This is a genomic window from Dactylosporangium darangshiense, from assembly GCF_039537565.1.
Taxonomy (GTDB): domain Bacteria; phylum Actinomycetota; class Actinomycetes; order Mycobacteriales; family Micromonosporaceae; genus Dactylosporangium; species Dactylosporangium darangshiense.
Genome location: NZ_BAABAT010000018.1, coordinates 45,272 through 70,691, shown reverse-complemented (window position 1 = coordinate 70,691; position 25,420 = coordinate 45,272). Strand labels below are relative to the sequence as shown.

The 25,420-nt window shown below is 75.0% G+C and carries 4 protein-coding genes (1 of these 4 only partly in view); all 4 read left to right on the top strand.

Annotation, left to right across the window (positions count from 1 at the left end):
• Tightly spaced (each overlapping or abutting the next), the 4 genes in view from ABD901_RS29400 to ABD901_RS29385 form a layout consistent with a single transcriptional unit that may run on beyond the window.
• Positions 1-9,320, top strand: partial view of an SDR family NAD(P)-dependent oxidoreductase gene (locus ABD901_RS29400; RefSeq protein WP_345131389.1) — the 3' portion only. 1,849 nt of this gene lie to the left of the window's left edge; only the last 9,320 of its 11,169 coding nucleotides appear in the window; the start codon falls outside the window, past its left edge; its stop codon occupies positions 9,318-9,320.
• Positions 9,320-20,314 (top strand): beta-ketoacyl synthase N-terminal-like domain-containing protein, encoded by a 10,995-nt coding sequence (locus tag ABD901_RS29395; protein ID WP_345131387.1) that lies wholly within the window; start codon positions 9,320-9,322, stop codon positions 20,312-20,314. The genes ABD901_RS29400 and ABD901_RS29395 overlap by 1 nt, the downstream gene beginning before the upstream one ends.
• Complete coding sequence (locus tag ABD901_RS29390) at positions 20,311-24,552, top strand: type I polyketide synthase (protein WP_345131385.1); 4,242 nt, start codon at positions 20,311-20,313, stop codon at positions 24,550-24,552. The genes ABD901_RS29395 and ABD901_RS29390 overlap by 4 nt, the downstream gene beginning before the upstream one ends.
• Positions 24,539-25,420, top strand: a complete 882-nt coding sequence (locus tag ABD901_RS29385; protein WP_345131383.1) for an alpha/beta fold hydrolase — start codon at positions 24,539-24,541, stop codon at positions 25,418-25,420. The genes ABD901_RS29390 and ABD901_RS29385 overlap by 14 nt, the downstream gene beginning before the upstream one ends.

Here is a 25,420-nt window from a genome sequence, read left to right as displayed (position 1 = left end):
TGCACAGCACCCGGTTCACCCAGCCGGCGTTGTTCGCCTACCACGTCGCCCTGTTCCGCCTCCTGGACTCCTTCGGCGTCCGGCCCGATGTCCTCATTGGACATTCGATCGGTGAGCTCACGGCTGCGTATCTGGCGGGTGTGATGTCGCTGCCGGATGCGGCTCGGCTGGTGACCTCGCGTGGCGGGTTGATGGCGGACATCGCGACCGCGGGTGCGATGACGGCGGTGCAGGCGTCGCGGGAGGTCGTGGAGGGTTTCCTGGTTGACGGTGTGGAGATCGCGGCGGTGAACAGTCCGAGGAGCACGGTGATTGCGGGTGCTCCGGATGCGGTGGATGCGGTGGCGGCGCGGATGTCGCAGTTCCGGACGCGGCGGTTGACGGTGTCGCATGCGTTCCACAGTGCGCAGATGGAGCCGATGCTGGACGCGTTCGGTGAGGTGGCTGCTGCTGTGGCGTTGCGTTCGCCGGCGATTCCGGTGGTGTCGAATCTGACCGGGACCGCCGATGCGGATATCACGGATCCGGTCTATTGGGTACGGCATGTTCGTCACGCGGTCGACTTCGCGGGTGGGGTCGCGGGGGCGGCGGCTGGGGTTTATGTTGAGTTGGCGCCGGCGCCAACGTTGATGGCGATGGTCAGCGAGACCGCACCGGATGCCGCAGTGTTCTCCGTCAACGACCACAACCTTGCCGATGTGCTGGGTCAGTGGCACTCCACGGTGGCCGACGTGGACTGGCGACACCCCGCTGCGGGGGTGGTCGCGAACGTGCCAACCTATCCGTTCCAGCGCGAACGGTTCTGGATCGACCCGCCCGCGGCGCTGAGCGGGCTGGAACGAACCGGCCATCCACTCCTCAACGCCGTCGTCGAACTCGCCGACCGCGATGGCGTGCTGCTCACCGCGCGGCTCGACACCGAGCGTCACGGCTGGCTGCGGGACCACGCCGTCGGCTCGGCGGTCATCCTGCCGGCGAGCGCCCTGGTCGAACTGGCCCTCGAGGCGGCGGCGCGGGTCGGCGCCGACCGGGTCGAGGACCTGGTCATCGAGGCCCCGATCAACCTGACCGCCAGCCGCGTGGACCCGGCCGCCGGCCGCGTGGACTCGGCCGGTCGCCGCCTGGACCCGGCCGGTGGCCGCGGCGTGCTGGTTCAGGTCGCCGTGGCGGCCCCGGACGAACATGGCCGCCGCCCGGTCGCGGTGCATTCGCGCCCCGACGACGAGGACCACACGGCCTGGACGCGCAACGCGACGGGCCTGCTGACGTTTGCCGTCGAGCGGTCCACGACCGAGCGACCCGCGCACCAGCTCGACGGCCGGGAATGGCCGCCGGCCGGTGCGGTGCCGGTTGACGTTGCCGAGATGTACGAGCGGCTGGGCGCCAAGGGGCTGCAGTACGGGCCCGCGTTCCAGTGCGTGCACGAGGCGTGGCGGCTCGGCGACGGCTATGCGGTCGAGGTGCGGCTCGAGGACGACGCGGCGCCGGAGGCCGGGCGGTTCGGGCTGCACCCGGCGCTCCTGGATGCCGTGCTGCATCCGGCCGCCGCCGAACGCGAGCAGCTCGAGCTGCCGTTTGCCTTCGGCGCCGTGACCCTGTACGCGGGTGGGGCCACCCGGCTACGGGCGTACGTCTCGGCGGATGCCATTGAGATCGCCGAGGCCGACGGACGGGCGGTTGCCTCCGTGTCGGCGTTGGCGACTCGGCCGGCGCGACCGGGGGACCTCGACGGCGGGGACGCGGACCGTGGGCTGTTCGAGGTCTCGTGGTCGGCGGTCTCGGCCAGGGACAGCGTGCCGACGTCGGGCATGACCGTTGTGCGCCCGGTGTTGCGCCGCGCCGGCGACGGTGACCTGATGGAGGCGGTGCGCGCGAACGTCGCGACCGTCCTGACCCTGTTGCAGGGGTTCGACGGCGGGACCCTGCTGGTGGTGTTGCCGGGCGCGGATCCGGCTGTGGCGCCCTGCTGGGGTCTGTTGCGCAGCGCCCAGGCCGAGCACCCGGATCGCCTCATCGTCGTCGAGGCGGACGGTGAAGTGCCCGTGTCGATTCCGGCCGGTGAGCCGCTGCTCGCGGTCCGTGACGGTGTGATGTATGTGCCGCGGCTGGTCACTCATACGCCCGACGGTGACGCTGCTGCGCTCGAACCGGACCACACAGTGTTCATCACGGGCGGCACCGGCGATCTAGGTGCGTTGACCGCGCGGTATCTGGTCGTCGAGCACGGTGTCCGGCATCTGCATCTGGTCAGCCGCCGCGGTCTGGACGCGCCCGGCGCGGCCGAACTCGCCGCCGAACTGACCGACCTCGGCGCGGCCACGGTCACGGTGTCAGCGTGTGATGTCAGTGATCGAGACCAGTTGGCGACGCTGCTCGACGAGGTGCGGTCCGTCCGGCCGCTCGGCGCGGTCGTGCATACCGCGGGTGTGTTGCGTGACGCAACGATCGCGAACCTGACCGTCGGTGATGTCGAGTCGGTGCTGGCTGCGAAGGCGGACGCTGCGTGGTATTTGCATCAGTTGACGGCGGGCGATGAGCGGCTGACGCATTTCGTCGTCTACAGCTCGGTCGCGGCGAACATCGGCAGCGCTGCGCAGGGTAACTATGCGGCCGCGAACAGTTTCCTCGATGCGCTGGCCGCGTATCGCAGGGTGCAGGGGCTGCCGGGCACCTCGATCAACTGGGGGCTGTGGGACACCGGTGCGGGCATGACGGCCCACCTCGGCGACGTCGACCAGCAGCGGCTGCAACGCACAGGGCTCGCGCCGCTCACCGCCGAACAGGCGCTGCGGCTGCTCGGCCGGGCTCTCACCGGTACCACCGCGAATGTCACCGCGACGAACGTCAACGCCGCCGCGACCGACCCGCCAGCCATCCTCGCCGGGCTCGTCCGGGCGAAACGGCGCAACGTCCGGGCGGCCGGCGATCGGACCGATCCGGAGACGCTGCAGAAGCTCGTGCGGGCGGAGATCGCCGCGGTGCTCGGGCACGCCGACGTCGACGGCGTCGATGTGGAGCGGGCGTTCAAGGACCTCGGGTTCGACTCGCTGATGGCGGTCGAGCTGCGCAACCGGCTCAACAACGCGACCGGGCTGCGGCTGCCGGCCACGCTGGTGTTCGACTATCCGACGCCGGCCTCGCTCGCGGCGCACATCGCCGGGACGGTCGAGCCCAAAAACCAGGCTCGCAACGTGCCGAGGAACGACGACGAGGCGATCGCCATCGTGGGGATCGGGTGCCGGTATCCGGGCGGGGTCCGGTCGGCGGAGGACCTCTGGCGGCTCGTCGAGGCCGGGACCGACGCCATCGGGGAGTTTCCGGAAGACCGCGGGTGGGACCTCGACGGGCTCTACGATCCGGATCCGGAGCGGCTCGGGACGTCGTACACGCGCAACGGCGCCTTCCTGTACGACGCGGCCGACTTCGATCCGGCGTTCTTCAACATCAGCCCGCGCGAGGCGCTCGCGATCGATCCGCAGCAGCGGCTGCTGCTGGAGACGGCGTGGGAGGCGATCGAGCACGCCGGAGTCGTGCCGGGCGCGCTGCGCGGGAGCCGGACCGGGGTGTTCGCCGGCATCATGTACAACGACTACGGCGGGCGGCTGCACCACGTGCCGACCAGCTTCGACGGGTACATCGGCAACGGCAGCGCGGGCAGCGTCGCCACCGGGCGGGTCGCGTACACGCTCGGGCTCGAAGGGCCGGCGGTCACCGTCGACACGGCGTGTTCGTCGTCGCTCGTCGCGCTGCACCTGGCGGCGCAGTCGCTGCGGCGCGGGGAGTGCGACCTCGCGCTGGCCGGCGGGGCGACCATCATGGCGTCGCCGAGCCTGTTCATCGAGTTCAGCCGGCAGCGGGCGCTGTCGGTCAACGGGCGGTGCAAGGCCTTCTCCGACTCCGCGGACGGGACCGGGTGGGGCGAGGGCGTCGGGGTGCTGCTGCTGGAGCGGCTGTCGGACGCGCGGCGCAACGGGCGGCGGATCCTGGCCGTCGTGCGCGGGTCGGCGCTGAACCAGGATGGTGCGAGCAACGGTCTTACGGCGCCGAACGGGCCTTCGCAGGAGCGGGTCATCCGCGATGCGCTCGCCGCCGCCGGGCTGAGGGCCGCCGAAGTGGACGCGGTCGAGGCGCACGGCACGGGCACGACGCTGGGCGACCCGATCGAGGCGCAGGCGCTGCTGGCCACGTACGGGGCCGAACGACCCGGGGCGGAGCCGCTCTTCCTCGGCTCGGTCAAGTCGAACATCGGCCACACCCAGGCGGCGGCGGGCGTCGCGGGCGTCATCAAGATGGTGATGGCGATGCGGCACGGCGTGCTGCCGCGGACCCTGCACGTCGACGCCCCGTCCCGGCACGTCGACTGGGCCGGCGGCGCCGTGCGGCTGGTGACCGAGGCCCGGCCCTGGCCGGACGTCGAACGGCCCCGCCGCGCCGCGGTGTCGTCGTTCGGCATCAGCGGTACCAACGCACACGTCGTGCTGGAGCACGCCCCCGAGCCGGCCCCCGAGGCCGCGGCGCCCGAGGTGGTGCCCTGGGTGCTGTCGGCGCACTCTGCGGAGGCGTTGCGGGCGCAAGCGGCAAGCCTCGAGGGCCTGACCGGACGTCCGTTGGAGCTCGCGGTCGCGTTGCACCGGGTCCGCTCCGATCACCCGGTCCGTGCGGTCGCGATCGGCGAGGAGGCGCTGACCGCGCTCGCTGAGCAGCGGCCGCACCCCAACCTCGTCCAGACCACGACGCCGTCGCCGGGCCGGACCGTGTTCGTGTTCCCGGGTCAGGGCGGTCAGTGGACGGGCATGGGCCGGGAGCTGTACCGCACGGATGCGGTCTTCGCCGCGCACCTGGACGCCTGCGCCGCGGCGCTGCGCCCGCACACGGACTGGGACCTGATCGAGGTCGTCACGACGGGCGGCGAGGACGCGTTCGACCGGGTTGATGTGGTGCAGCCGGTGCTGTTCGCGGTCATGGTGAGCCTGGCTCGGCTGTGGGAGCACCACGGGGTGCGCCCGCACGCGGTGGTCGGACACTCGCAGGGCGAGATCGCCGCGGCACATATCGCGGGGGCGTTGAGCCTAGCGGATGCGGCGAAGATCAGTGCGCTGCGTGCTCAGGCGCTCAACCACATCACCGTCGCGGGTGGGATGACGTATCTGCCGATGACGCCGGCGGAGGCAGAGAACATCATCGGCCAGGGTTTGACCATTGCGGCGACGAACGGGCCGGCGCACACCATCGTGGCGGGCGCCGCGCAGGCCCTGGATGAGCTGCAGGTGTGGTGCGAAGAGCGGGAGATCCGCTCCCGGCGCATCCCCGTGACCTACGCCAGCCACTCCGATCACATCGACGAGCTGCGGGAGCGGATCCTGGGTGCGCTCGGCGACATTACCGCGCAGCCGGCCGAGATCGCGTTCTACTCGGCGGTCACCGGTGGCCAGATCGACACCACCACCCTGACGGGCGGCTACTGGTACGAGAACCTGCGGCGTCCGGTGGCGTTCCAGGCCGCCGTGGAGGCGCTGATCGCGGCCGGGCACACCAACTTCGTCGAGGCGAGCCCACACCCGGTGCTGACCGGCGCCATCGCGGACACCGGACCCGTGACCACCGTGGGGACGCTGCGCCGCGGTGAGGACAACCACCTGCGGTTCTTCACCAGCCTCGCCGCCGCGTACGTCAACCACATCACCGGGCCGATCGACTGGCACCTGCCGGAAGCGCAGGCCGCCGAACTGCCGCCGTACGCGTTCGACCGGCAGCGGTACTGGCTCGACGCCCCGGCGCCCGAGTCCGGGGTCGACCGCATCGGGCATCCGTTCCTGTCCGGGCTGACCGAACTGGCCGACGGCAACGGCGTGCTCCTCACCGGGCGGCTGTCGCTCGCGGCGCACGGCTGGCTGGCCGACCACGCCGTCGCCGGCACCGTCCTCCTGCCCGGCACCGCGCACGTCGAGCTGGCGCTCACCGCCGGGCGGCACGCCGGCGCGCCGCACCTCGACGAGCTCACCATCGAGGCGCCGCTGGTCATCCCGGCGACCGGGGTCGTGGAGCTGCAGGTCGTGGTCGGCGCGGCCGACGGGGACGGGCAGAAGGGAGTCACCGTCCACTCCCGGCACGAGGGACGGTGGGTGCGGCACGCCTCCGGGCGGCTGGGCGCCGAGCCGGCCGGCGAGCCCGGAAGCGTTGCGTGGCCGCCCGCGGGCGAGCCGGCCGACGTCGACGAGCTGTACGACCTCGCCGCCGACCTCGGGCTGCAGTACGGGCCGGCGTTCCAGGGGCTGCGTGCGGCCTGGCGCGACGGCGACACCTACCACGCCGAGGCGGCGTTGCCACCGGCCACGGCCGGGTTCCGCATCCATCCGGCGCTGCTCGACGCGGCGCTGCACGCGATGCTCGCGGGCGCGGACGCCAGTCCGGGCGAGGTGGCGCTGCCGTTCTCGTGGGCGGGCGTCCGGGTGTACCGCGACGCCGAGGTCATCCGCGTCCGCCTCGACCGCGAGGGCGCCGACACCGTGCGCCTCACCGCCGTCGACGCGGACGGGGCGCCGGTGCTGTCCGTGGCGGCGCTGACCGTGCGACCGGTGCCGCTCGCCCAGCTGCGGCCCGCCGACGACCTGGAGCACCTGTACGAGGTCGACTGGGTTCCGGTGCAGGCCGGCGATGCGGCGCCGCCGTCAGACGGGTTCACGGTCGTCGTGGTCGATGGCACAACACAGGACCCGGCCCGGCGCGCGGTCGAGCGGGTGCTGGAGACGCTGCAGAACAGCCCGGAATCCCGCATCGCGTTCGTCACGACCGGGGCCGTCGCGGCGCGGCCGGGCGACCGGGTCACCGACCTCGCCGGCGCGGCCGTGTGGGGGCTCGTGCGCTCCGCGCAGACCGAGAACCCCGACCAGTACCTGCTGATCGACCTCGACGAGCAGGAGTCGTCCCGGGAGGCCCTCGACGCCGCGCTGCGCCTCGGCGAGCCGCAGGTCGCGCTGCGCCACGGCGAGGCGTTCGCCGCCCGGCTGGCGCGGGCGAGCCGCGACGGGCTCCTCCCGGTGCCGGACGCGGCCAACTGGCAGCTGGTCCTCACCGGCGACGGGTCCCTCGACGGCATGGTGCTCGAGCCGAACGACGCCGCGCAGCGGCCGCTCGGCGACGGCGAGGTCCGCGTCGCCGTCCGCGCGTGCGGGCTCAACTTCCGCGACGTGCTCATCGCGCTCGGCATGGTGCCCGACGACGAGCGGCCCACCGGCGGTGAGGCGGCCGGTGTGGTACTCGAGGTCGGGCCCGGCGTCACCGGCCTCGCGCCCGGCGACGCCGTCATGGGGCTGCTCAGCAGCGGCATCGGCCCGGTCGCCGTCACCGACCGGCGGCTGCTCACCCGCATGCCGCGCGGCTGGTCGTTCGCACAGGCCGCCGGGCTCCCCGTGGTGTTCATGACGGCGTACTACGGCCTCGTCGACCTGGCGGGCCTGCGGGCCGGCGAGTCGGTGCTCATCCACGCCGCGACCGGCGGCGTCGGCATGGCCGCCATCCAGCTCGCCCGGCACCTCGGCGCCGAGATCTACGGCACCGCCAGCCCGGGCAAGTGGGCCACCCTGCGCGGCCTCGGCGTCGACGCCGAGCACACCGCCTCCTCGCGCAGCACCGGCTTCGAGGCCGAGTTCGCGGGGAAGCGCATCGACGTGGTCCTCAACTCCCTCGCCCGCGAGTACGTCGACGCCTCCCTGCGCCTGCTCGGGCCGGGCGGGCGGTTCCTCGAGATGGGCAAGACCGACATCCGCGACGCCGGCGCCGTGCAGGCCGCGTATCCCGGCGTCACCTATCGCGTGTACGACGTCCTCGACGCCGGGCCGGACCACATCCAGCACATGCTGGACGAGCTGCGCCGGCTCTGCGACGACGGGGTCCTCACGCCGCTGCCCGTGACGGCGTGGGACATCCGGCGGGCGCCGGAGGCCGTGCGGTACCTCAGCCAGGCCCGCCACACCGGCAAGGTCGTGCTCACCCTGCCCGCCGCACCCGACCCCGACGGCACGGTCCTCATCACCGGCGGCACCGGTACCCTCGGCGCGCACCTCGCCCGCCACCTCGTCACCGGGCGCGGGGCGCGGCACCTGCTGCTCACCAGCCGCCGCGGGCCCGACGCGCCCGGCGCGGCCGAGCTGCGCGCCGAGCTGGAGGGGCTCGGCGCCACCGTGGACATCGCCGCCTGCGACACCGCCGAGCGGCGGGACGTTGCCGAGCTGCTGCAGGGTGTACCACAGCATCGGCCCCTGTCGGCGGTCTATCACGCCGCCGGCGCCTTGGACGATGCGACGGTCGCGGCGCTGACGCCGGAGCGGATCGCAAACGTCATGCGGCCCAAGGCCGACGGCGCCCGGCACCTGCACGAGCTGACCGAGGGCCTCGACCTGCGCGCGTTCGTGCTGTTCTCCTCGGCGGCCGGCACGTTCGGCAACCCGGGTCAGGGCAACTACGCCGCCGCCAACGCCTTCCTCGACGCCCTCGCCGCCCGCCGCCGCGCCGCCGGGCTCCCGGCACTGTCGCTGGCGTGGGGGCTGTGGGCCGACGCCAGCGGCATGACCGGCCACCTCGACGGCGCCGACCGCGGGCGCATCGACCGGCGCGGCGCGGCCGCCTTCACCGCCGCCGAGGGCCTCGCCGCGCTCGACGGCGCAGAGGCCAACGCCCGCGCGGTCCTCGTGCCGATGAAGCTCAACGCCACCCGCCCGCGCGCCGGCACGCCCGTGCCGCCGCTGCTGCGCGGCCTCCTGCGCCCGGCGGCCGGCGCGCCGCGGGCCAACGGCCGGGCCGGCGGGGTGCCGCTGAGCGACCGCCTCGCCGGGCTGCCCGAGCCCGAGCAGCTGCGGATCCTGCTCGACCTGGTCCGCGGCCAGGCGGCGACCGTCCTCGGCCACGACGGCGCCGACGACATCCACGGCGAGCGCGCGTTCAAGGAGCTCGGCTTCGACTCGCTCACCGCCGTCGAGCTGCGCAACCGGCTCAACGGCGCCACCGGTCTGCGCCTGCCCGCCAGCCTCGTCTTCGACCACCCGACCCCGGCCGCCCTCGCCGAGCAGCTGCGGGTGCGGCTGCGGCCCGACGAGCGCGACCCGGCCGCCCGGCTCCTCGACGAGCTCGAGCGGATCGAGGCGGCGCTGTCGACCCTCGCCTGGGACGACGCCAGCCGATCGGTGCTCGGCCCCAAGCTGCAGGCCCTGGCCCGCCGCTGGGCCGCGGCCCCGAACGGCGCGGAGGCCCCCGGCGAGGACCTCGGGGCGGTCACCGACGACGAGCTGTTCGCGGCCCTCGACAACGAACTGGGCATCGGCTGATGAGCACGACCGGCAACGAGGAGGAGCGGTCCCGCATGTCGAACGAAGAGCGGCTGCGCGAGTACCTGAAGCGGGCCACCACCGACCTGCGTCTCGCGCGCGGCCAGCTGCGCGACCTGGAGGCCCGCGACAGCGAGCCGATCGCCGTCGTCGGCATCGGCTGCCGTTTCCCCGGCGGCGTCGGCACGCCGGAGCAGCTGTGGGACCTCGTCGCCGCCGGCCGCGACGCGATCACCCCGTTCCCCGACCGGCCGGGCTGGGACGCCGCCGCGCTGTTCGACGCCGACCCCGAGGCCACCGGCCACACCTACGTCACCTCCGGCGGCTTCGTCGACGACGCCGACCGCTTCGACGCCGCCTTCTTCGAGATGAGCCCGCGCGAGGCGACCGCAACCGACCCGCAGCAGCGGGTGCTGCTGGAGACGGCCTGGGAGGCGTTCGAACGCGCCGGCCTCGTCCCCGCACAGCTGCGCGGCAGCCGCACCGGCGTCTTCGTCGGCGCGATCGCGCAGGCCTACGCCCCGCCGGGAGGTTCGGTGCCGGCGGACCTCGAGGGCTACCTCCTGGCCGGCAACACCACGAGCGTGGCGTCGGGCCGCGTGGCGTACACCTTCGGCCTCGAAGGCCCGGCCGTCACCATCGACACCGCGTGCTCGTCGTCGCTCGTGGCCCTGCACCTCGCCGCGCAGTCCCTGCGCCGCGGCGAATGCGACCTGGCGCTGGCCGGCGGCGTCACCGTCATGGCCGAGCCCGGCCTGTTCGTCGAGTTCTCCCGCCAGCGCGGCCTCTCCCCGGACGGCCGCTGCCGCTCCTTCGCCTCGTCCGCGGACGGCACCGGCTTCGCCGAGGGCGTCGGCCTCCTCGTCGTGGAGCGCCTGTCGGACGCCCAGCGCAACGGCCACCCGGTCCTCGCGCTGATCCGCGGCAGCGCGGTCAACCAGGACGGCGCCAGCAACGGTCTCACGGCCCCGAACGGCCCGGCGCAGGAGCGCGTCATCCGGCAGGCCCTCGACGGCTCCGGCCTCGGCCCCGCGGACGTGGACGCGGTCGAGGCGCACGGCACCGGCACCACGCTGGGCGACCCCATCGAGGCGCAGGCGCTGCTGGCCACGTACGGCCGCAACCGCCCCGCGGCGCCGCTCTACCTCGGCTCCATCAAGTCGAACATCGGCCACACGCAGGCCGCGGCGGGCGTCGCCGGCGTCATCAAGATGGTCATGGCGATGCGGCACGGCCTGCTGCCCGAGACGCTGCACGTCGACACTCCGACGCCGCACGTCGACTGGTCCGGCGGCGGCGTGCGCCTGCTGACGGAGGCCTCGCCCTGGCCCGACCTGGACCGCCCCCGCCGCTGCGCGGTGTCCTCGTTCGGCATCAGCGGCACCAACGCACACGTCATCCTGGAGCAGCCGCCGTCTTCGGATCCGCCATCGGTACCGCCAGTGCCCGCCCTCGTCCTCCCGCTCTCGGCCCGTTCTTCCGCGGCCCTGCGCGCCTACGCGGCCCGGCTGGACGGTTGGCTGGACCCGGGCGCGGACCTGCCCGCCGTCGCGCGCACGCTGGCGGCGCGCTCGTCGTTCTCACATCGCGCGGCGATCGCGGCCCCGGACCTGGACACGGCGCGTTCTGCGCTCCGCGCGTTGTCCTCCGGCGGCTCGCACCCGGCTTTGTCGACGGGTGTCGTCGGCTCGTCGCGCCCGCGGGTGGCGTTCGTCCTGTCGGGACAGGGCAGTCAACGTCCGGAGATGGGTCGCAAGTTGTACGCGGAGCAGCCCGTCTTCGCCGCGGCGTTGGACGAGGTCTGCGCGGAGCTGGACCGTTCGCTGCCCGAACCGTTGCTGCCGGTCATGTTCGGAACAGATGTTCCGAGCCTGCACAGCACCCGGTTCACCCAGCCGGCGTTGTTCGCCTACCACGTGGCGTTGTTCCGGCTGCTGGACTCGTTCGGTGTGCGTCCGGATGTGCTGATCGGCCATTCGATCGGTGAGCTCACGGCCGCGTATCTGGCGGGTGTGATGTCGCTGCCGGATGCGGCTCGGCTGGTGACCTCGCGTGGTGCGTTGATGGCTGACATCGCGACCGCGGGTGCAATGACGGCGGTGCAGGCGTCGCGGGAGGTGGTGGAGCGTTTCCTGGTAGACGGTGTCGAGATCGCGGCGGTGAACAGCCCGACGAGCACGGTCATCGCTGGTGAGCCCGATGCGGTGGATGCGGTGGCGGCTCGGATGTCGCAGTTCCGCACGCGCCGGTTGACGGTGTCGCATGCGTTCCACAGTGCGCAGATGGAGCCGATGCTGGACGCGTTCGGTGACGTTGCCCGGTCGGTGGCGTTGGCGGCTCCGACGGTCCCGGTGGTGTCGAATCTGACCGGGACCGCCGATGCGGATATCACGGATCCGACCTATTGGGTACGGCATGTTCGTCACGCGGTCGACTTCGCGGGCGGGGTCGCGGGTGCGGCGGCGGAGGTTTATGTTGAGTTGGCGCCGGCGCCAACGTTGATGGCGATGGTCAGCGAGACCGCGCCGGATGCGAACGTTCTGTCCGTCAACGACCACAACCTTGCCGATGTGCTGGGGCAGTGGCACTCCACGATCGCGGACGTGGACTGGCGACACCCCGCTGCGGGGGTGGTCGCGAACGTGCCAACCTATCCGTTCCAGGGCGAGCGGTACTGGATCCGGCCGACCGTGGCGGCGCACGCCGGGAACAGTGGGCTCGCCGCGACCAACCATCCGCTGCTCGTTGCCGCCACCACCGTTGCCGACCGCAGCGGGCTGCTCCTCACCGGGCGGCTCGAGGCAGCGGGAGAGGAGTGGCTGCGGGACCGCACGATCGCCGGGACGCCGGTGGTCGCCGAGAGCGCGCTGCTCGAACTGGCGTGGGCGGCCGGCGCGCACGTGGGCTGCCCGGAGGTGCTGGAGCTCGACGTCGACGCGCCGTTCGTCCTGCCGGATCGCCTGGACCGCTTGGACCGCTTCGACCGGCCTGACCGGACCGACCGCGACGGGCTGGCGGTGCAGCTGCTCGTCGGCGACCCAGATGACGCCGGGCGGTGCACGTTCCGGCTCTTCGCGCGCGTCGAGGACCGGTGGAATCGGCTGGCCACGGGCGTGCTCGGGCCGGAGCGCGACCGGGATGCCGTGGTGCCGGTGCCGGTGCCCGGGTCGGGGTCGGGGTCGGCGTCGGTGCCCAGGTCCGGGTCGGCGTCGGGGTCGGGGTCGGCCTGGCCGCCGCCATCGGCTTGGGCTGTCGAGGCCGCCGAGCTGGATGCGTTCGTGCGGGCGTCGCGGGTTGCGTATGGGGCCGCGTTCCCCGCTGTGGACGGGGTCTGGCGCACCGAGGACGAGCTGTTCGTCGAGGTCGGGCTGCCGGAGGAACGGGGCGCCGCCGGGTTCCACCTGCACCCGGCGCTGCTCGGGGCCGCGCTGTCGATGGCCGGCCTGCTCGGCGGCGGCGGCGATCGTGAGCTGCGGCTGCCCATGGGCTGGCGAGGGGCTCGCCTGCTTGCCATCGGGGCTCGCAGCCTGCGGGTCAGGTTCACCCGCGTTGGCGAGAACTCGGTCGCCGCCCATGCCTCCGACGACGCCGGCACGCCGGTCTTCGCCGCCGGCGCCATCATGCTGCGCGCGGTGGCGACCGGGGAGCTGGTGCGTGCAGGGGACTGGCAGGATGTTGCCGCGCCGCTGGCCTGGGCTCCGTTCGAGTCGGCGGTGGCCGTCCCGCCGACCGGGACGTGGTCCGCGGTCCGCGACGAGGCCGCGGTCCGCGACGAGGCCGCGGTCCGCGACGAGGCCGCGGTCCGCGACGAGGCCGCGGTCCGCGACGAGGCCGCGGTCCGCGACGAGCCCGCGGTCCGCGACGAGCCCGCGGTCCGCGACGAGCCCGCGATCCGCGACGAGCCCGCGATCCTGGACGCCCTTCGCGCGGCGCTGCCGACCGGTGACGACTCGGCGGCGGTGGCGATCGAGGTGCTGCCGTTCGCGCGGGCCGAGGCCGTCGAACTTCGCGCCGCTGAACGAATCGTCGTCGTGACCCTGCGCGCCGCCGCTGACGGTGACGAGCCCGAGCGGGCCGCGGTCTGGGCGGCGGCGCGGCTGGCCCTCGCGCAGCGACCGGGGCGAGTCACCCTGCTCGACCTCGACGGGTCCGGGCCGGTGCCCGGCCTGTGGGCCGCCCTGCAGTCCGGTGCGCCGATCGTCGCCGTGCGTGATGGTGCCGTGCTGATCGGCGCGGATGCCACCCCGCCGGCCGTTGACGCCGTTTTCCCGCCGCTCGGCGCCGAGGACTGGAAGGTGACCACGGCCCCGGACGGTGAGCCGCCGGTTGCCGTCGCCGTGGCCGCCGCGGAACCGGGGCCGGGGGAGGTGCGGATCGAGGTCCGGGCCGTCGCGATCGGCAAGCACGACGCGTTGCTCGCCCTCGGACGGCCGGACGCGGCCCCGATCGGCGTGGCCGCCGCCGGCGTTGTCACCGCCGTCGGCGACGGGTCGGGGGGACTCGGCTTGGGCGACCGCGTCGCCGGGCTGTTCGCTGGTGCCGCCGCCACCGTTGCGGTCACGGACGGGCGGCTCGTGGTGCCGGTTCCGGATGCCTGGGCCGACGCCGATGCGGCCGTGGCGACGCTCGAGGCGCTGGCGGCGACCGTCGAAGGCGAGCCCGGGCCGGCGGGCGACCCGGAGCAGTACCGCCGGACCATGGCCCATCTCGTCGACCGGCTGGCCGGGGACGCACCGGCCGGCGGCAACGAGACCTGGGACGTACGCCGGACGCCCGAGGCGCTGCAGCACCTCGCCCAGCCGAGCACCGCGGGCCCGGTCGTGGTCGCGATGCCGCCGCGGATCACCCGCGGCGGCACCCTCGTCACGTCGGGTCCGGGCGCCGCCGTCGCGCCGCTCGTTCGCCACCTCGTCGAGGAGCGGTCCCTGCACCACGTCGAGCTGGAGGGCAACGCCGACGAACGCACGGCGCTCGTCGCGGCGGCCACGGTCGTGGTCCACGCCGCCGACGGTGGTCCGGGCGGGTTCGAGACGGCCGGCTTCCTCGACGCGGCCGCGCCCGGCGCCACCCTGATCCTGCTCGCGACGGCCGACACGCCCGTGGGCCAGGCGGCCGCCGCCGGATACCTGGACGCCCTCGCTCGACGGCGGCGGGCCGCCGGGCGGGCGGCCGTCTCCCTTGCGTCCCTCGACGGGCCGCTCGCCGAGGACCCGCGTGGCCGGCGGCCGCTGCTGCGCGACGAGCGCGAGGCCGCCGTGCTGCCCGAGGCGCTGCGCGGGCTGGTCCGCACCGCCCCGGAGCGCCGGGCCGGGCGCCGCGGCGGGACGCTCGAGCAGCGGCTGGCCGGGCTGAGCGCCGACCGGCGCCGCGACGCCGTCGTCGAGCTGGTGCGCGCCACGGTGGCGAGCGTGCTCGGGCACGACGGAGGTCAGGCGGTACCGGCGGATCGGGCCTTCAAGGATCTCGGGTTCGACTCGATGACCGCCGTCGAGCTGCGCAACCGGCTGGGCGGCGCCACCGGGCTGCGGCTACCGGCGACGCTCGTCTTCGACCACCCGACGCCGATCGCCGTCGCCGACCTGGTGCTCGCCGGGCTCTACGGGACGGCGGAAGCGGCGGCGGGGCGGGCAGCCAAGGCCGCCGCCGACGAGCTGATCGCGATCGTGGGGATCGGCTGCCGGTACCCGGGTGGGGTCCGCTCCGCCGACGACCTCTGGCGGCTCGTGGACACCGGCACCGACGCCATCGGGGAGTTCCCGGCCAACCGCGGGTGGGACCTCGAGCGGCTCTTCGACGACGATCCGGCCGCCGCCGGCAAGTCCTACGCGCGCACCGCCGGGTTCCTCTACGACGCCGACCGGTTCGACGCCGGGTTCTTCGGCATCAACCCGCGCGAGGCGCTCGCCATCGACCCGCAGCAGCGGGTGCTGCTGGAGACGGCCTGGAACACCGTCGAGCACGCGGGGCTCGACCCGGCGGCGCTGCGCGGCACGCGGACCGGGGTGTTCGCCGGTGTCGTCGCCACGGACTACGGCGCGCGGCTGTACCCGGTGCCAGACGGGCTCGAAGGGTACCTGTCGACGGGGACGACGACGAGCGTCGCGTCCGGGCGCATCGCGTACACGCTCGGGCTCGAAGGGCCCGCCGTCACCGTCGACACCGCGTGCTCCTCGTCGCTGGTGGCGCTGCACCTGGCCGTGCAGTCGCTGCGGCAAGGGGAGTGCGACCTCGCGCTCGCGGGCGGGGCGACCATCATGGCGACTCCGGTCAGCTTCGTCGAGTTCTCCCGCCAGCGGGTCCTGTCGCCCGACGGGCGCTGCAAGGCGTTCGCGGACGCGGCCGACGGCGCCGGGTGGGGCGAGGGCGTCGGCGTGCTGCTGCTGGAGCGGCTGTCGGACGCGCGGCGCAACGGGCGGCGGATCCTGGCCGTGGTGCGCGGGTCGGCGCTGAACCAGGACGGTGCGAGCAACGGTCTTACGGCGCCGAACGGCCCGTCGCAGGAGCGGGTCATCCGCGACGCGCTCGCCGCCGCCGGGCTGAACGGCAACGACGTCGACGCCGTCGAGGCGCACGGCACCGGCACCGCCCTCGGCGACCCGATCGAGGCGCAGGCGCTGCTGGCCACCTACGGCCGGCAGCGCCCGGCCGACCGGCCCCTGCGGATCGGCTCGATCAAGTCGAACATGGGGCACTCCGTCGCCGCGGCCGGCGTCGGCGGCATCATCAAGATGGTCATGGCACTGCGCAACGGTGTCCTGCCGCGCACCCTGCACGTCGACTCCCCGTCCCGCCACGTCGACTGGTCGGGCGGCAGTCTCCGGGTGCTGACCGAGGCCGAGCCGTGGCCGCGGACGGACCGGCCGCGGCGCGGTGCGGTGTCGTCGTTCGGCATCAGCGGTACCAACGCGCACGTCATCCTCGAAGAGGGCCCCGAGGCGGCGCTGGACCCGCCGGCGGAGCCCGAGGTGGTGCCGTGGGTGCTGTCGGCGCACTCCGCGGAGGCGCTGCGCGCCCAGGCGGCCGGCCTCAGGGACCTGACCGGGCGCCCGCTGGAGCTCGCGGTCGCGCTGGACCGGGTCCGCTCCGGGCATCCGGTGCGCGCGGTCGCCATCGGCGAGGAGGCGCTCACGGCGCTCGTCGACCAGGTCCCGCACCCGAACCTCGTCCAGACCACGACGCCGTCGCCGGGCCGGACCGTGTTCGTGTTCCCGGGTCAGGGCAGTCAGTGGACGGGCATGGGCCGGGAGCTGTACCGCACGGATGCGGTCTTCGCCGCGCACCTGGACGCCTGCGCCGCGGCGCTGCGCCCGCACACGGACTGGGACCTGATCGAGGTCGTCACGACGGGCGGTGAGGACGCGTTCGACCGGGTCGACGTGGTGCAGCCGGTGCTGTTCGCGGTGATGGTGAGTCTGGCTCGGCTGTGGGAGCACCACGGGGTGCGCCCGCATGCGGTGGTCGGGCACTCGCAGGGCGAGATCGCGGCGGCGCACATCGCGGGGGCGTTGAGCCTGGCGGATGCGGCGAAGATCAGTGCGCTGCGTGCTCAGGCGCTCAACCACATCAGTGTCGCGGGTGGGATGACGTATCTGCCGATGACGCCGGCGGAGGCGGAAGCCGTCATCGGTCAGGGTTTGAGCATCGCGGCGACGAACGGTCCGGCGCACACCATCGTGGCGGGTGGGGCGGAGGCGTTGGATGAGCTGCAGGTGTGGTGCGAGGAGCGGGAGATCCGTGCCCGGCGCATCCCGGTGACGTACGCCAGCCACTCCGACCACATCGACGAGTTGCAGGAGCGGATTGTCGGTGCGCTCGGCGACATCACCGCGCAGCCGGCCGAGATCGCGTTCTACTCGGCGGTCACCGGTGGCCAGATCGACACCACCACCCTGACGGGCGGCTACTGGTACGAGAACCTGCGGCGTCCGGTGGCGTTCCAGGCCGCCGTGGAGGCGCTGATCGCGGCCGGGCACACCAACTTCGTCGAGGCAAGCCCGCATCCCGTGCTGACGACCGCGATCGCCGACACCGCCGAGGCCGCAGACGCCGGGCCGGTGACGACCGTGGGGACGCTGCGGCGGGGCGAGGACCATCATCTGCGGTTCTTCACCAGCCTCGCGACCGCGTACGTCAACCACATCACCGGGCCCGTCGACTGGCACCTCCCGCAGGCGCCGGCCGCCGAACTGCCGCCCTATCCGTTCCAGGGGCAGCGGTTCTGGCTCGAGGAGAACGCGCCGACCGGCGACGTGGCCGCGGTCGGGCTCACGCCCGCCGGGCACCCCCTCGCCGCGGCCGCGCTCGAGGTCGCCGACGGCGAGAGCGTCGTGCTCACCGCCCGGCTGTCCCTCGCCACACACGCCTGGCTCGCCGACCACGCCGTCGCCGGCACCGTCATCCTGCCCGGCACCGCGCACGTCGAGCTGGCGCTCACCGCCGGGCGGCACGCCGGCGCGCCGCACCTCGACGAGCTCACCATCGAGGCGCCGCTGGTCATCCCGGCCGCCGGCGCGGTGCAGGTGCAGGTCGTCGCCGGTGCCGCCGACGAGGACGGGCGGCGAAGCATCAGCGTGCACTCGCGGCCGTCCGCCGAGGACGGCGACGGCGAGTGGACGCGGCACGCCACCGGCTCGCTCAGCGGGCGGATCGTCGCCGCGCCGCCCACCGGCGGCGAGGCCTGGCCGCCCGCCGACGCCGAGCGGATCGATCTCGGCGACCTCTACGAGCGGCTGGCGGACCACGGGCTGCAGTACGGGCCGGCGTTCCAGGGGCTGCGCGCGGCCTGGCGCGCCGGGAACCGGCTCTGCGCCGAGGTGGCGCTGCCCGAGGAGGAGCTCGAGCGGGCCGGGCAGTGCAACCTCCACCCGGCGCTGCTCGACGCGGTCCTGCACACCATCGGCGCCGACGCCGCCCAGCGCGACGGCGCCGAACAGCAACCCGTCCGGCTGCCGTTCTCGTGGGAGGGCGTCGCCGTGCACGCCGTCGGCGCCACCGCCGTGCGGGCGGTCATCGAACCCCTCGCCGACGACGCCGTGTCGCTCACCGTCCTCGACGCCGGCGGCGCGCCCGTGCTCAACGTCGGCTCGCTGGTCATCCGGGCCGTCTCCGAGGAGCAGCTGAGCGGGGCGCGGGCCGGCTACCACGACGGGTTGTACGCCATGACCTGGCCAACCCTCGCCCTGCCCGGCGACCGTGCGCCCGCCCCCGCCGACTGGGTGACCCTGGACGCCGGGTTCGACGCGCTGCGCGCGGCCCTGGACGAAGGCCGTCCGGCGCCGTCCGCGGTCCTCGTCGAGGCCGTCGCCGCGCAGCAGGAGCCCGCCGCGGTACACGCCCTCGCCCACCGCATGCTCGCCCTGGTCGTCGAGCACCTCGGCGAGCCGCGGCTGGAGGGCACGAAGCTCGTCGTGATGACCCGCGGCGCCGTCGACCCCGACGGCACCGGCCCGGCCGACCTCGCCGCCGCCCCGATCTGGGGCCTCGTGCGCACCGCGCAGGCGGAGAACCCCGACCGGCTGCAGATCGTCGACCTCGACGACCACCCCGACAGCCGCCGCGCCCTGCCCGCCGCCCTCGCCACCGGGGAGCCGCAGCTGGCCCTGCGCGCCGGCACCGTGCACACGCCCCGGCTCGGGCGGCTGCCGCGCGAGGACGACGCCGGAGCGCGGCCGCTCGACCCGGGCGGGACCGTGCTGCTCACCGGCACCGGCACCCTCGGCGGGCTGCTCGCCCGGCACCTCGTCGAGCGCCACGGCATCCGGCACCTGCTGCTCGTCAGCCGCCGCGGCGCCGACGCGCCCGGTGCCGCCGAGCTCGCCGACGGGCTGGGCGCGCTCGGGGCCGACGTGCGGTACGCGGCCTGCGACACCGCCGACCGCGCGGCCCTCGCCGCGGTCCTCGCGGGGGTGCCGGCCGACCGGCCGCTCACCGCGGTCTTCCACACCGCCGGCGTGCTCGACGACGGCGTGCTCGCCTCCCTGACCCCCGAGCGGTTCAGCGGGGTGCTGCGCCCGAAGGTCGACGCCGCCTGGCACCTGCACGAGCTGACCCGCGGGCACGACCTCGCGGCGTTCGTGACCTACTCCTCGCTCGCCAGCACCCTCGGCAACCCCGGCCAGGCGAACTACGCCGCCGCCAACACGTTCCTCGACGCCCTCGCGGCGCACCGCCGGAGCCTCGGCCTGCCGGGGCTCGCGCTGGCGTGGGGGCTGTGGGGGCAGGCCAGCTCCATGACCGGGCACCTCGACGCCGCCGACCTCGCCCGGATCAGCCGCGGCGGCGTCACGCCGCTGGCCACCGACGACGCCCTCGCCCTGCTCGACACGGCCCTCGCCACCGGGCGGGCGGCGGTCGCGCCGGCCCGGCTCGACCTGCCCGCGCTGCGCGGCCTCGCCGCCTCCGGGATGGTCGCGCCGCCGCTGCGCGGGCTCGTCCGGCTGCCGGCCCGGCGGGTCGGCGCCGGTGCGGACGCGTCGACGCTGCGGCAGCGGCTCGCCCAGGCCGGGCCCGACGGGCAGCGGCAGGTCCTCGCCGACATGGTGCTCGGCACCGTCGGCACCGTGCTCGGGCACGCCTCCGCCGAACGGCTCGACGCCGGGCTGGCGTTCAAGGACCTCGGGTTCGACTCGCTCACCGCCGTGGAGCTGCGCAACCGGCTGGGCGGCAGCACCGGGCTGCGGCTGCCCGCCACCCTCGTGTTCGACCACCCCAACCCGAACTCGCTCATCGAGCACCTGCTGCAGGAGCTCGCACCGGCGACCGGGCCCGCCTCGACGCTCGACGAGCTGGACCGCCTCGCCGCGGCGCTCGCCGGGCTTACGCCCGGGGAGCAGGAGCGGCAGCAGATCACGAGCCGGCTGCAGGCGATGCTCGCCCGCTTCACCGCGAACGTCCCCGGCCCGTCCGAACCGGACCTGGCCGGGCGGATCGAGGCGGCCACCGCCGCGGACATCTTCGACCTGATCGACAACGAGCTGGGCAGGAGCGTGCGATGACGAACGAGGAGAAGCTGGTCGACTACCTCAAGTGGGTGACCGCCGACCTGCACCGCACCCGCCAGCAGCTGGCCGAGAGCGAGCGCGCCCGCACCGAGCCGATCGCGGTGGTGTCGATGAGCTGCCGGTACCCGGGCGGCGTGCGCACCCCCGACGACCTCTGGGACCTCGTCGCCGCCGGCGCCGACGTCATCGGCGGGTTCCCGGCCGACCGCGGCTGGGACGTCGAGAACCTCTACGACCCCGACCCCGACGCCACCGGCAAGAGCTACACCCGCCAGGGCTACTTCCTCTACGACGCCGCCATGTTCGACGCCGGCTTCTTCGGCATCAGCCCGCGCGAGGCGGTCGCCACCGACCCGCAGCAGCGGCTGCTGCTGGAGACCGCGTGGGAGGCGTTCGAGCGGGCCGGCCTCGACGTGGAGTCCCTGCGCGGCAGCGCCACCGGCGTGTTCACCGGGCTGATGTACGCCGACTACGGCGGCCGCGTCCGCAAGGTGCCGGCCGACCTGGAGGGGTACCTCGGCAACGGCAGCGCCGGCAGCGTCGCCTCCGGGCGCGTCGCCTACACCTTCGGCCTCGAAGGACCCGCCGTCACCGTCGACACCGCCTGCTCCTCCTCCCTCGTCGCGATGCACATGGCCGCGCAGGCCCTGCGCGCCGGCGAGTGCGACCTGGCCCTCGCCGGCGGCGTCACCGTGCTCGCCGGGCCCGGGCTGTTCACCGAGTTCAGCCGGCAGCGCGGCCTGTCGCCCGACGGGCGGTGCAAGTCCTTCAGCGACGGCGCCGACGGCGCCGGCTTCGGCGAGGGCGCCGGCCTCGTCCTGCTCGAGCGGCTCGGCGACGCCCAGCGCAACGGCCACCCCGTCCTCGCCGTCATCCGCGGCAGCGCCGTCAACCAGGACGGCGCCAGCAACGGGCTCACGGCCCCGAACGGCCCCGCACAGCAGCGGGTCATCCGCCGCGCCCTCGCCGGCGCCGGCCTCGCACCGTCCGACGTGGACGTCGTCGAGGCGCACGGCACCGGCACCACCCTCGGCGACCCCATCGAGGCACAGGCGCTGCTGGCCACCTACGGCCAGGACCGCCCGGCCGGGTGCCCGCTGCTGCTCGGGTCCATCAAGTCGAACATCGGCCACACGCAGGCCGCGGCCGGCGTCGCCGGGGTCATCAAGATGGTGATGGCGATGCGGCACGGGCTGCTGCCGCGCACCCTGCACGCGCAGACGCCGAGCGCGCACGTCGACTGGGACGGCGACCGCGTCGAGCTGCTGCAGCAGGAGCGGCCCTGGCCCGCCGGGGAACGCGTGCGGCGCGCGGCGGTGTCGTCGTTCGGCATCAGCGGTACCAACGCGCATCTGATCTTGGAAGAGGCCCCGGCCGGCGAGGCGGAGGCGGCGCCCGCGCCCGGCGGCGATCCCCGGCTCGTGCCGTGGGTGCTGTCGGCCAAGACCCAGGCCGCGCTGCGCGGCCAGGCGGCCCGGCTCGCCAACCTCCAGGCCGCGCCGGCCACGGTCGCGCACGCCCTCGCCACCGCCCGCGGCACGTTCCAGCACCGGGCCGTCATCGTCGGCGACGAGCCCGACGGCTTCCGCTGGGCGCTGGGCGCGCTCGCCGAGGGCGCCGCCGCGCCGAACCTGGTCACCGGCGCGGCCTCCGGCGGCGGGCCGGTCGCGTTCGTCTACTCCGGGCAGGGCAGCCAACGGGCCGAGATGGGGCGGCAGCTGTACGCCGACCACGCCGCCTTCGCCGAAGCGCTCGACGAGGCGTGCGCCCACCTCGACCCGCACCTGCCGCAGCCCCTGCGCCCGATCATGTTCGCGCCCGCCGGCACCCCCGAGCACGCCCTGCTCAACACCACCCGCTACACCCAGCCGGCGCTGTTCGCGTTCCACACGGCCCTGCACCGGCTCCTGGCACACCACGGCGTCGAGCCCGACCACCTCATCGGCCACTCCATCGGCGAGCTCAGCGCCGCCCATCTCGCCGGCGTGCTCAGCCTCGCCGACGCCGCGAAGCTCATCACCACCCGCGCCGCGCTCATGGACGGCATCGCCACCCCCGGCGCGATGACCGCCGTCCAGGCGCCCGCCGCCGTCGTCGAGCCCTACCTGGCCGAGCTGCCCGGCGCCGGGATCGCCGCGGTCAACAGCCCCACGAGCACCGTCATCGCCGGCGACCCCGACGCCGTCGCCGCCGCCACCGCCCGGCTGCGCGGCGACGGCTACCGCACCCGCCGGCTCAACGTGTCGCACGCCTTCCACAGCGCGCACATGGAGCCGATCGTCGAGGAGTTCCGGCGTACCGCGGCCACGCTGACCTTCCGGGCACCCGTCGTTCCCGTCGTGTCCAACCTCACCGGCGCCCAGGCCGGCGCCGAACAGCTCGCCGACCCCGGCTACTGGGCCGCGCACATCCGCCGCGCGGTGCAGTTCGCAGGCGGCGTCGAGCACCTGCGCGACCGCGGCGTCGCCGCCTACCTGGAGATCGGCCCGTCCGCGGCGCTGACCCCGATGGTCCACGAGTGCCTCGCCGGCGCGCCCGCGACCGTGCTGCCCGTCGTGCGCGGCGACCAGCCGGAGACACGCACCCTGCTCGCCGCCCTCGCCCAGCTGTGGGTCCGCGGCCACCGGGTCGCGTGGGCCGCCGCCGCGCCACCGACCGGCGGGCGGGTGGAGCTGCCGACGTACGCGTTCGAGCGGGAACGGTACTGGCTCGACGCCGACACCGGGCCGGCCGCGGCCGAGCACGGCGCCGACGCCCGTTTCTGGGCCGCCGTCGCCGGCCTCGACGCCGGCGCGCTCGGCGACCTGCTGCACGTGGACCCGGCGCGGCGGGAGGGGCTCGCCGGGCTGGTGCCCGCCATCGACGCCTGGCGGCGGCGGCGCGACTGGGCGTACCGCATCGCCTGGACCCCGATCGCCGAGCCCGTCACGGCCGCGCTCACCGGTGCGTGGCTGCTCGTCGACGACGGCACCGGCCCCGAGCTGCTGGCGGCCTGCGCGGAGGCGATCGCCGAGCACGGCGGCCGGCCGTTGCGCGTCTCCCTCGACCTGGCCGCCGACGCCGACGGCGCCCTGGAGGACCGGCTCAAGGACGCCGCGGCCGGTGAGGCGATCGCCGGCATCCTCCTGCGCACCGGGCAGCGGACGGACCGACTCGCCGGAGTGCTGCCCGAGGAGATCCGCGACGTCCCGCTGTGGCAGGTCGCGCAGGACGACGAACCCGGACGCGCCGGCTGCATCGGCCTGCCGGAGCGGCTCGACGCCCGCTGTCGGACCCGGCTCGCCGCCGTCCTCCAGCAGGGGTCCGCCGAGGAGGCCGTCGCGGTGCGCCCGTCCGGCGTGTACGCCCGCCGCCTCGTGCGCACGAACCTCGAGAGCGACCCGGAAACCTGGTGGCGGCCCCGTGGCGCCGTCAGGGTCGTCGGTGCGGACACCGCCCTCGGCGCCCGGTTCGCCGCGTGGCTCACCGCCGCCGGCGCGGCGCCCGACCCGGACGCGCCGCCGACCGCGGTCGTCCACATCGGCGCGCCGGAGACGGCCGTCGCGCTCGCCGAGGAGGTGGCCGGGCTCGACCTCGACGCCATCGTGTTCTGCACGCCGCTCAGCGGCGCCCTTTCCGAGGCCGCCGACCCGGACTCGGCCGCGGCGCAGGCCCGGCTGGAGGCGCTGAGCCGCCGGCTGCGCGCCGACGGCCGCCCCGCGCTCACCGTGGCGCTCGGGCCCGTCCCCGACCTGGACACCGGCGGCGCGCACGTGTTCGAGCTGATCCGCGCCGCGGTCGGGCACGGCGAGGCCGCCGTCGCCCTCGCCGACGTCGACTGGGCCGCCATCGAACCCGCCGCCGTCGGGCCCCTCGCCCGCGCGCTGCCCGAGCTCGGCCACCACGGCCGGGCCGGCCTCGGGCGGGCCGCCGACGACGCCGAGTCGCTGCGCCGCCGCCTCGCCGGGGCCGACGCCGGCGAACGGCGCGCCATCGTCCTCGACGTCGTGCGCACCCGCGCCGCCGACGTGCTCGGCCACGCCTCCGCCGACGCCATCGACGAGACCGGCGACTTCCTCGACCTCGGCTTCTCCTCGTTCACCGCGCTGGAGCTGCGCAACCTCCTCGCCGAGGCGACCGGCCTCGAGCTCGCCCCGGTCGTCGTCTTCGAGCTGCGCACCCCGGCCGCCCTCGTCGAGTTCCTGCTCGCCGAGCTCACCACCAAGGAGGACCTCCCCGATGCAGCCGGCTGACTTCGAAGCGCACCGCCGCACCGCCCGCGGCCCCGACGGCGAGGTGTCCTATGTGGACATCGGCGGCGGGGCGGTGGCTGTGTTCGTGCACGGCATCGGCCTCAACGCCCGGTTCTGGCGCAACGTCGTCGACGCCGTGCGCGACGAGCGCCGGTGCATCGCGATCGACCTGCCGCTGCACGGGCACAGCGCGGCGCGGCCCGGCCAGGATCTCTCGCTGCCCGCGCTCGCCCGCGCGATCGAGGCGGTGCGGGCGGGCGTGGGCGCCGAGGCGATCGACCTCGTCGGCAACGACACCGGCGGGGCCCTGGCGCAGCTGTACGCCGCGGCGCACCCCGAGCGGCTGCGCAGCCTCGCGCTCACCAACTGCGAGGCCGACGGCAACATCCCCGCGCCCGCCTTCCAGGGCGCCGTCGACGCCGCCGCGCGCGGCGAGTTCGCGCCGCGGGTGCACGCCGCCTACCGGAACCTCGAAGAGCTCGAGCCGGGGCGGCGGCCGCTCGCGCACGGATGGGAGCACCCGGAGCGGGTCGACATCGACACGATGCGCTCGTACATGGCGCCGCTCGCCGGCACGCTCGAGGCGGCCCGGCAGTTCGAGCGGCTGCTCACCTCCCTCGACCCGGCACACCTGCGCGCGGCGGAGCCGGGGCTGCGGGCGCTCGCGGTGCCCACGCTCATTGCCTGGGGTACCGCGGACGACCACTTCGACGTCGCCTGGGCGCACTGGCTGCGCGACACCATCCCGGGCGCGGAGCTGGTCGAGCTGCCCGGCGCTCGGCTGTTCTTCCCCGACGAGCGGGCCGACGAGCTGGTGCCCCTGCTGCGCAAGCTGTGGACGGCCCGGGGCGAGCCCCGGGCCGTCTGA

Coding starts and splice junctions, on each gene's coding strand:
- ABD901_RS29395 (WP_345131387.1), top strand. CDS start 9,320: ATGAGCACGACCGGCAACGAGGAGGAGCGGTCCCGCATGTCGAACGAA.
- ABD901_RS29390 (WP_345131385.1), top strand. CDS start 20,311: ATGACGAACGAGGAGAAGCTGGTCGACTACCTCAAGTGGGTGACCGCC.
- ABD901_RS29385 (WP_345131383.1), top strand. CDS start 24,539: ATGCAGCCGGCTGACTTCGAAGCGCACCGCCGCACCGCCCGCGGCCCC.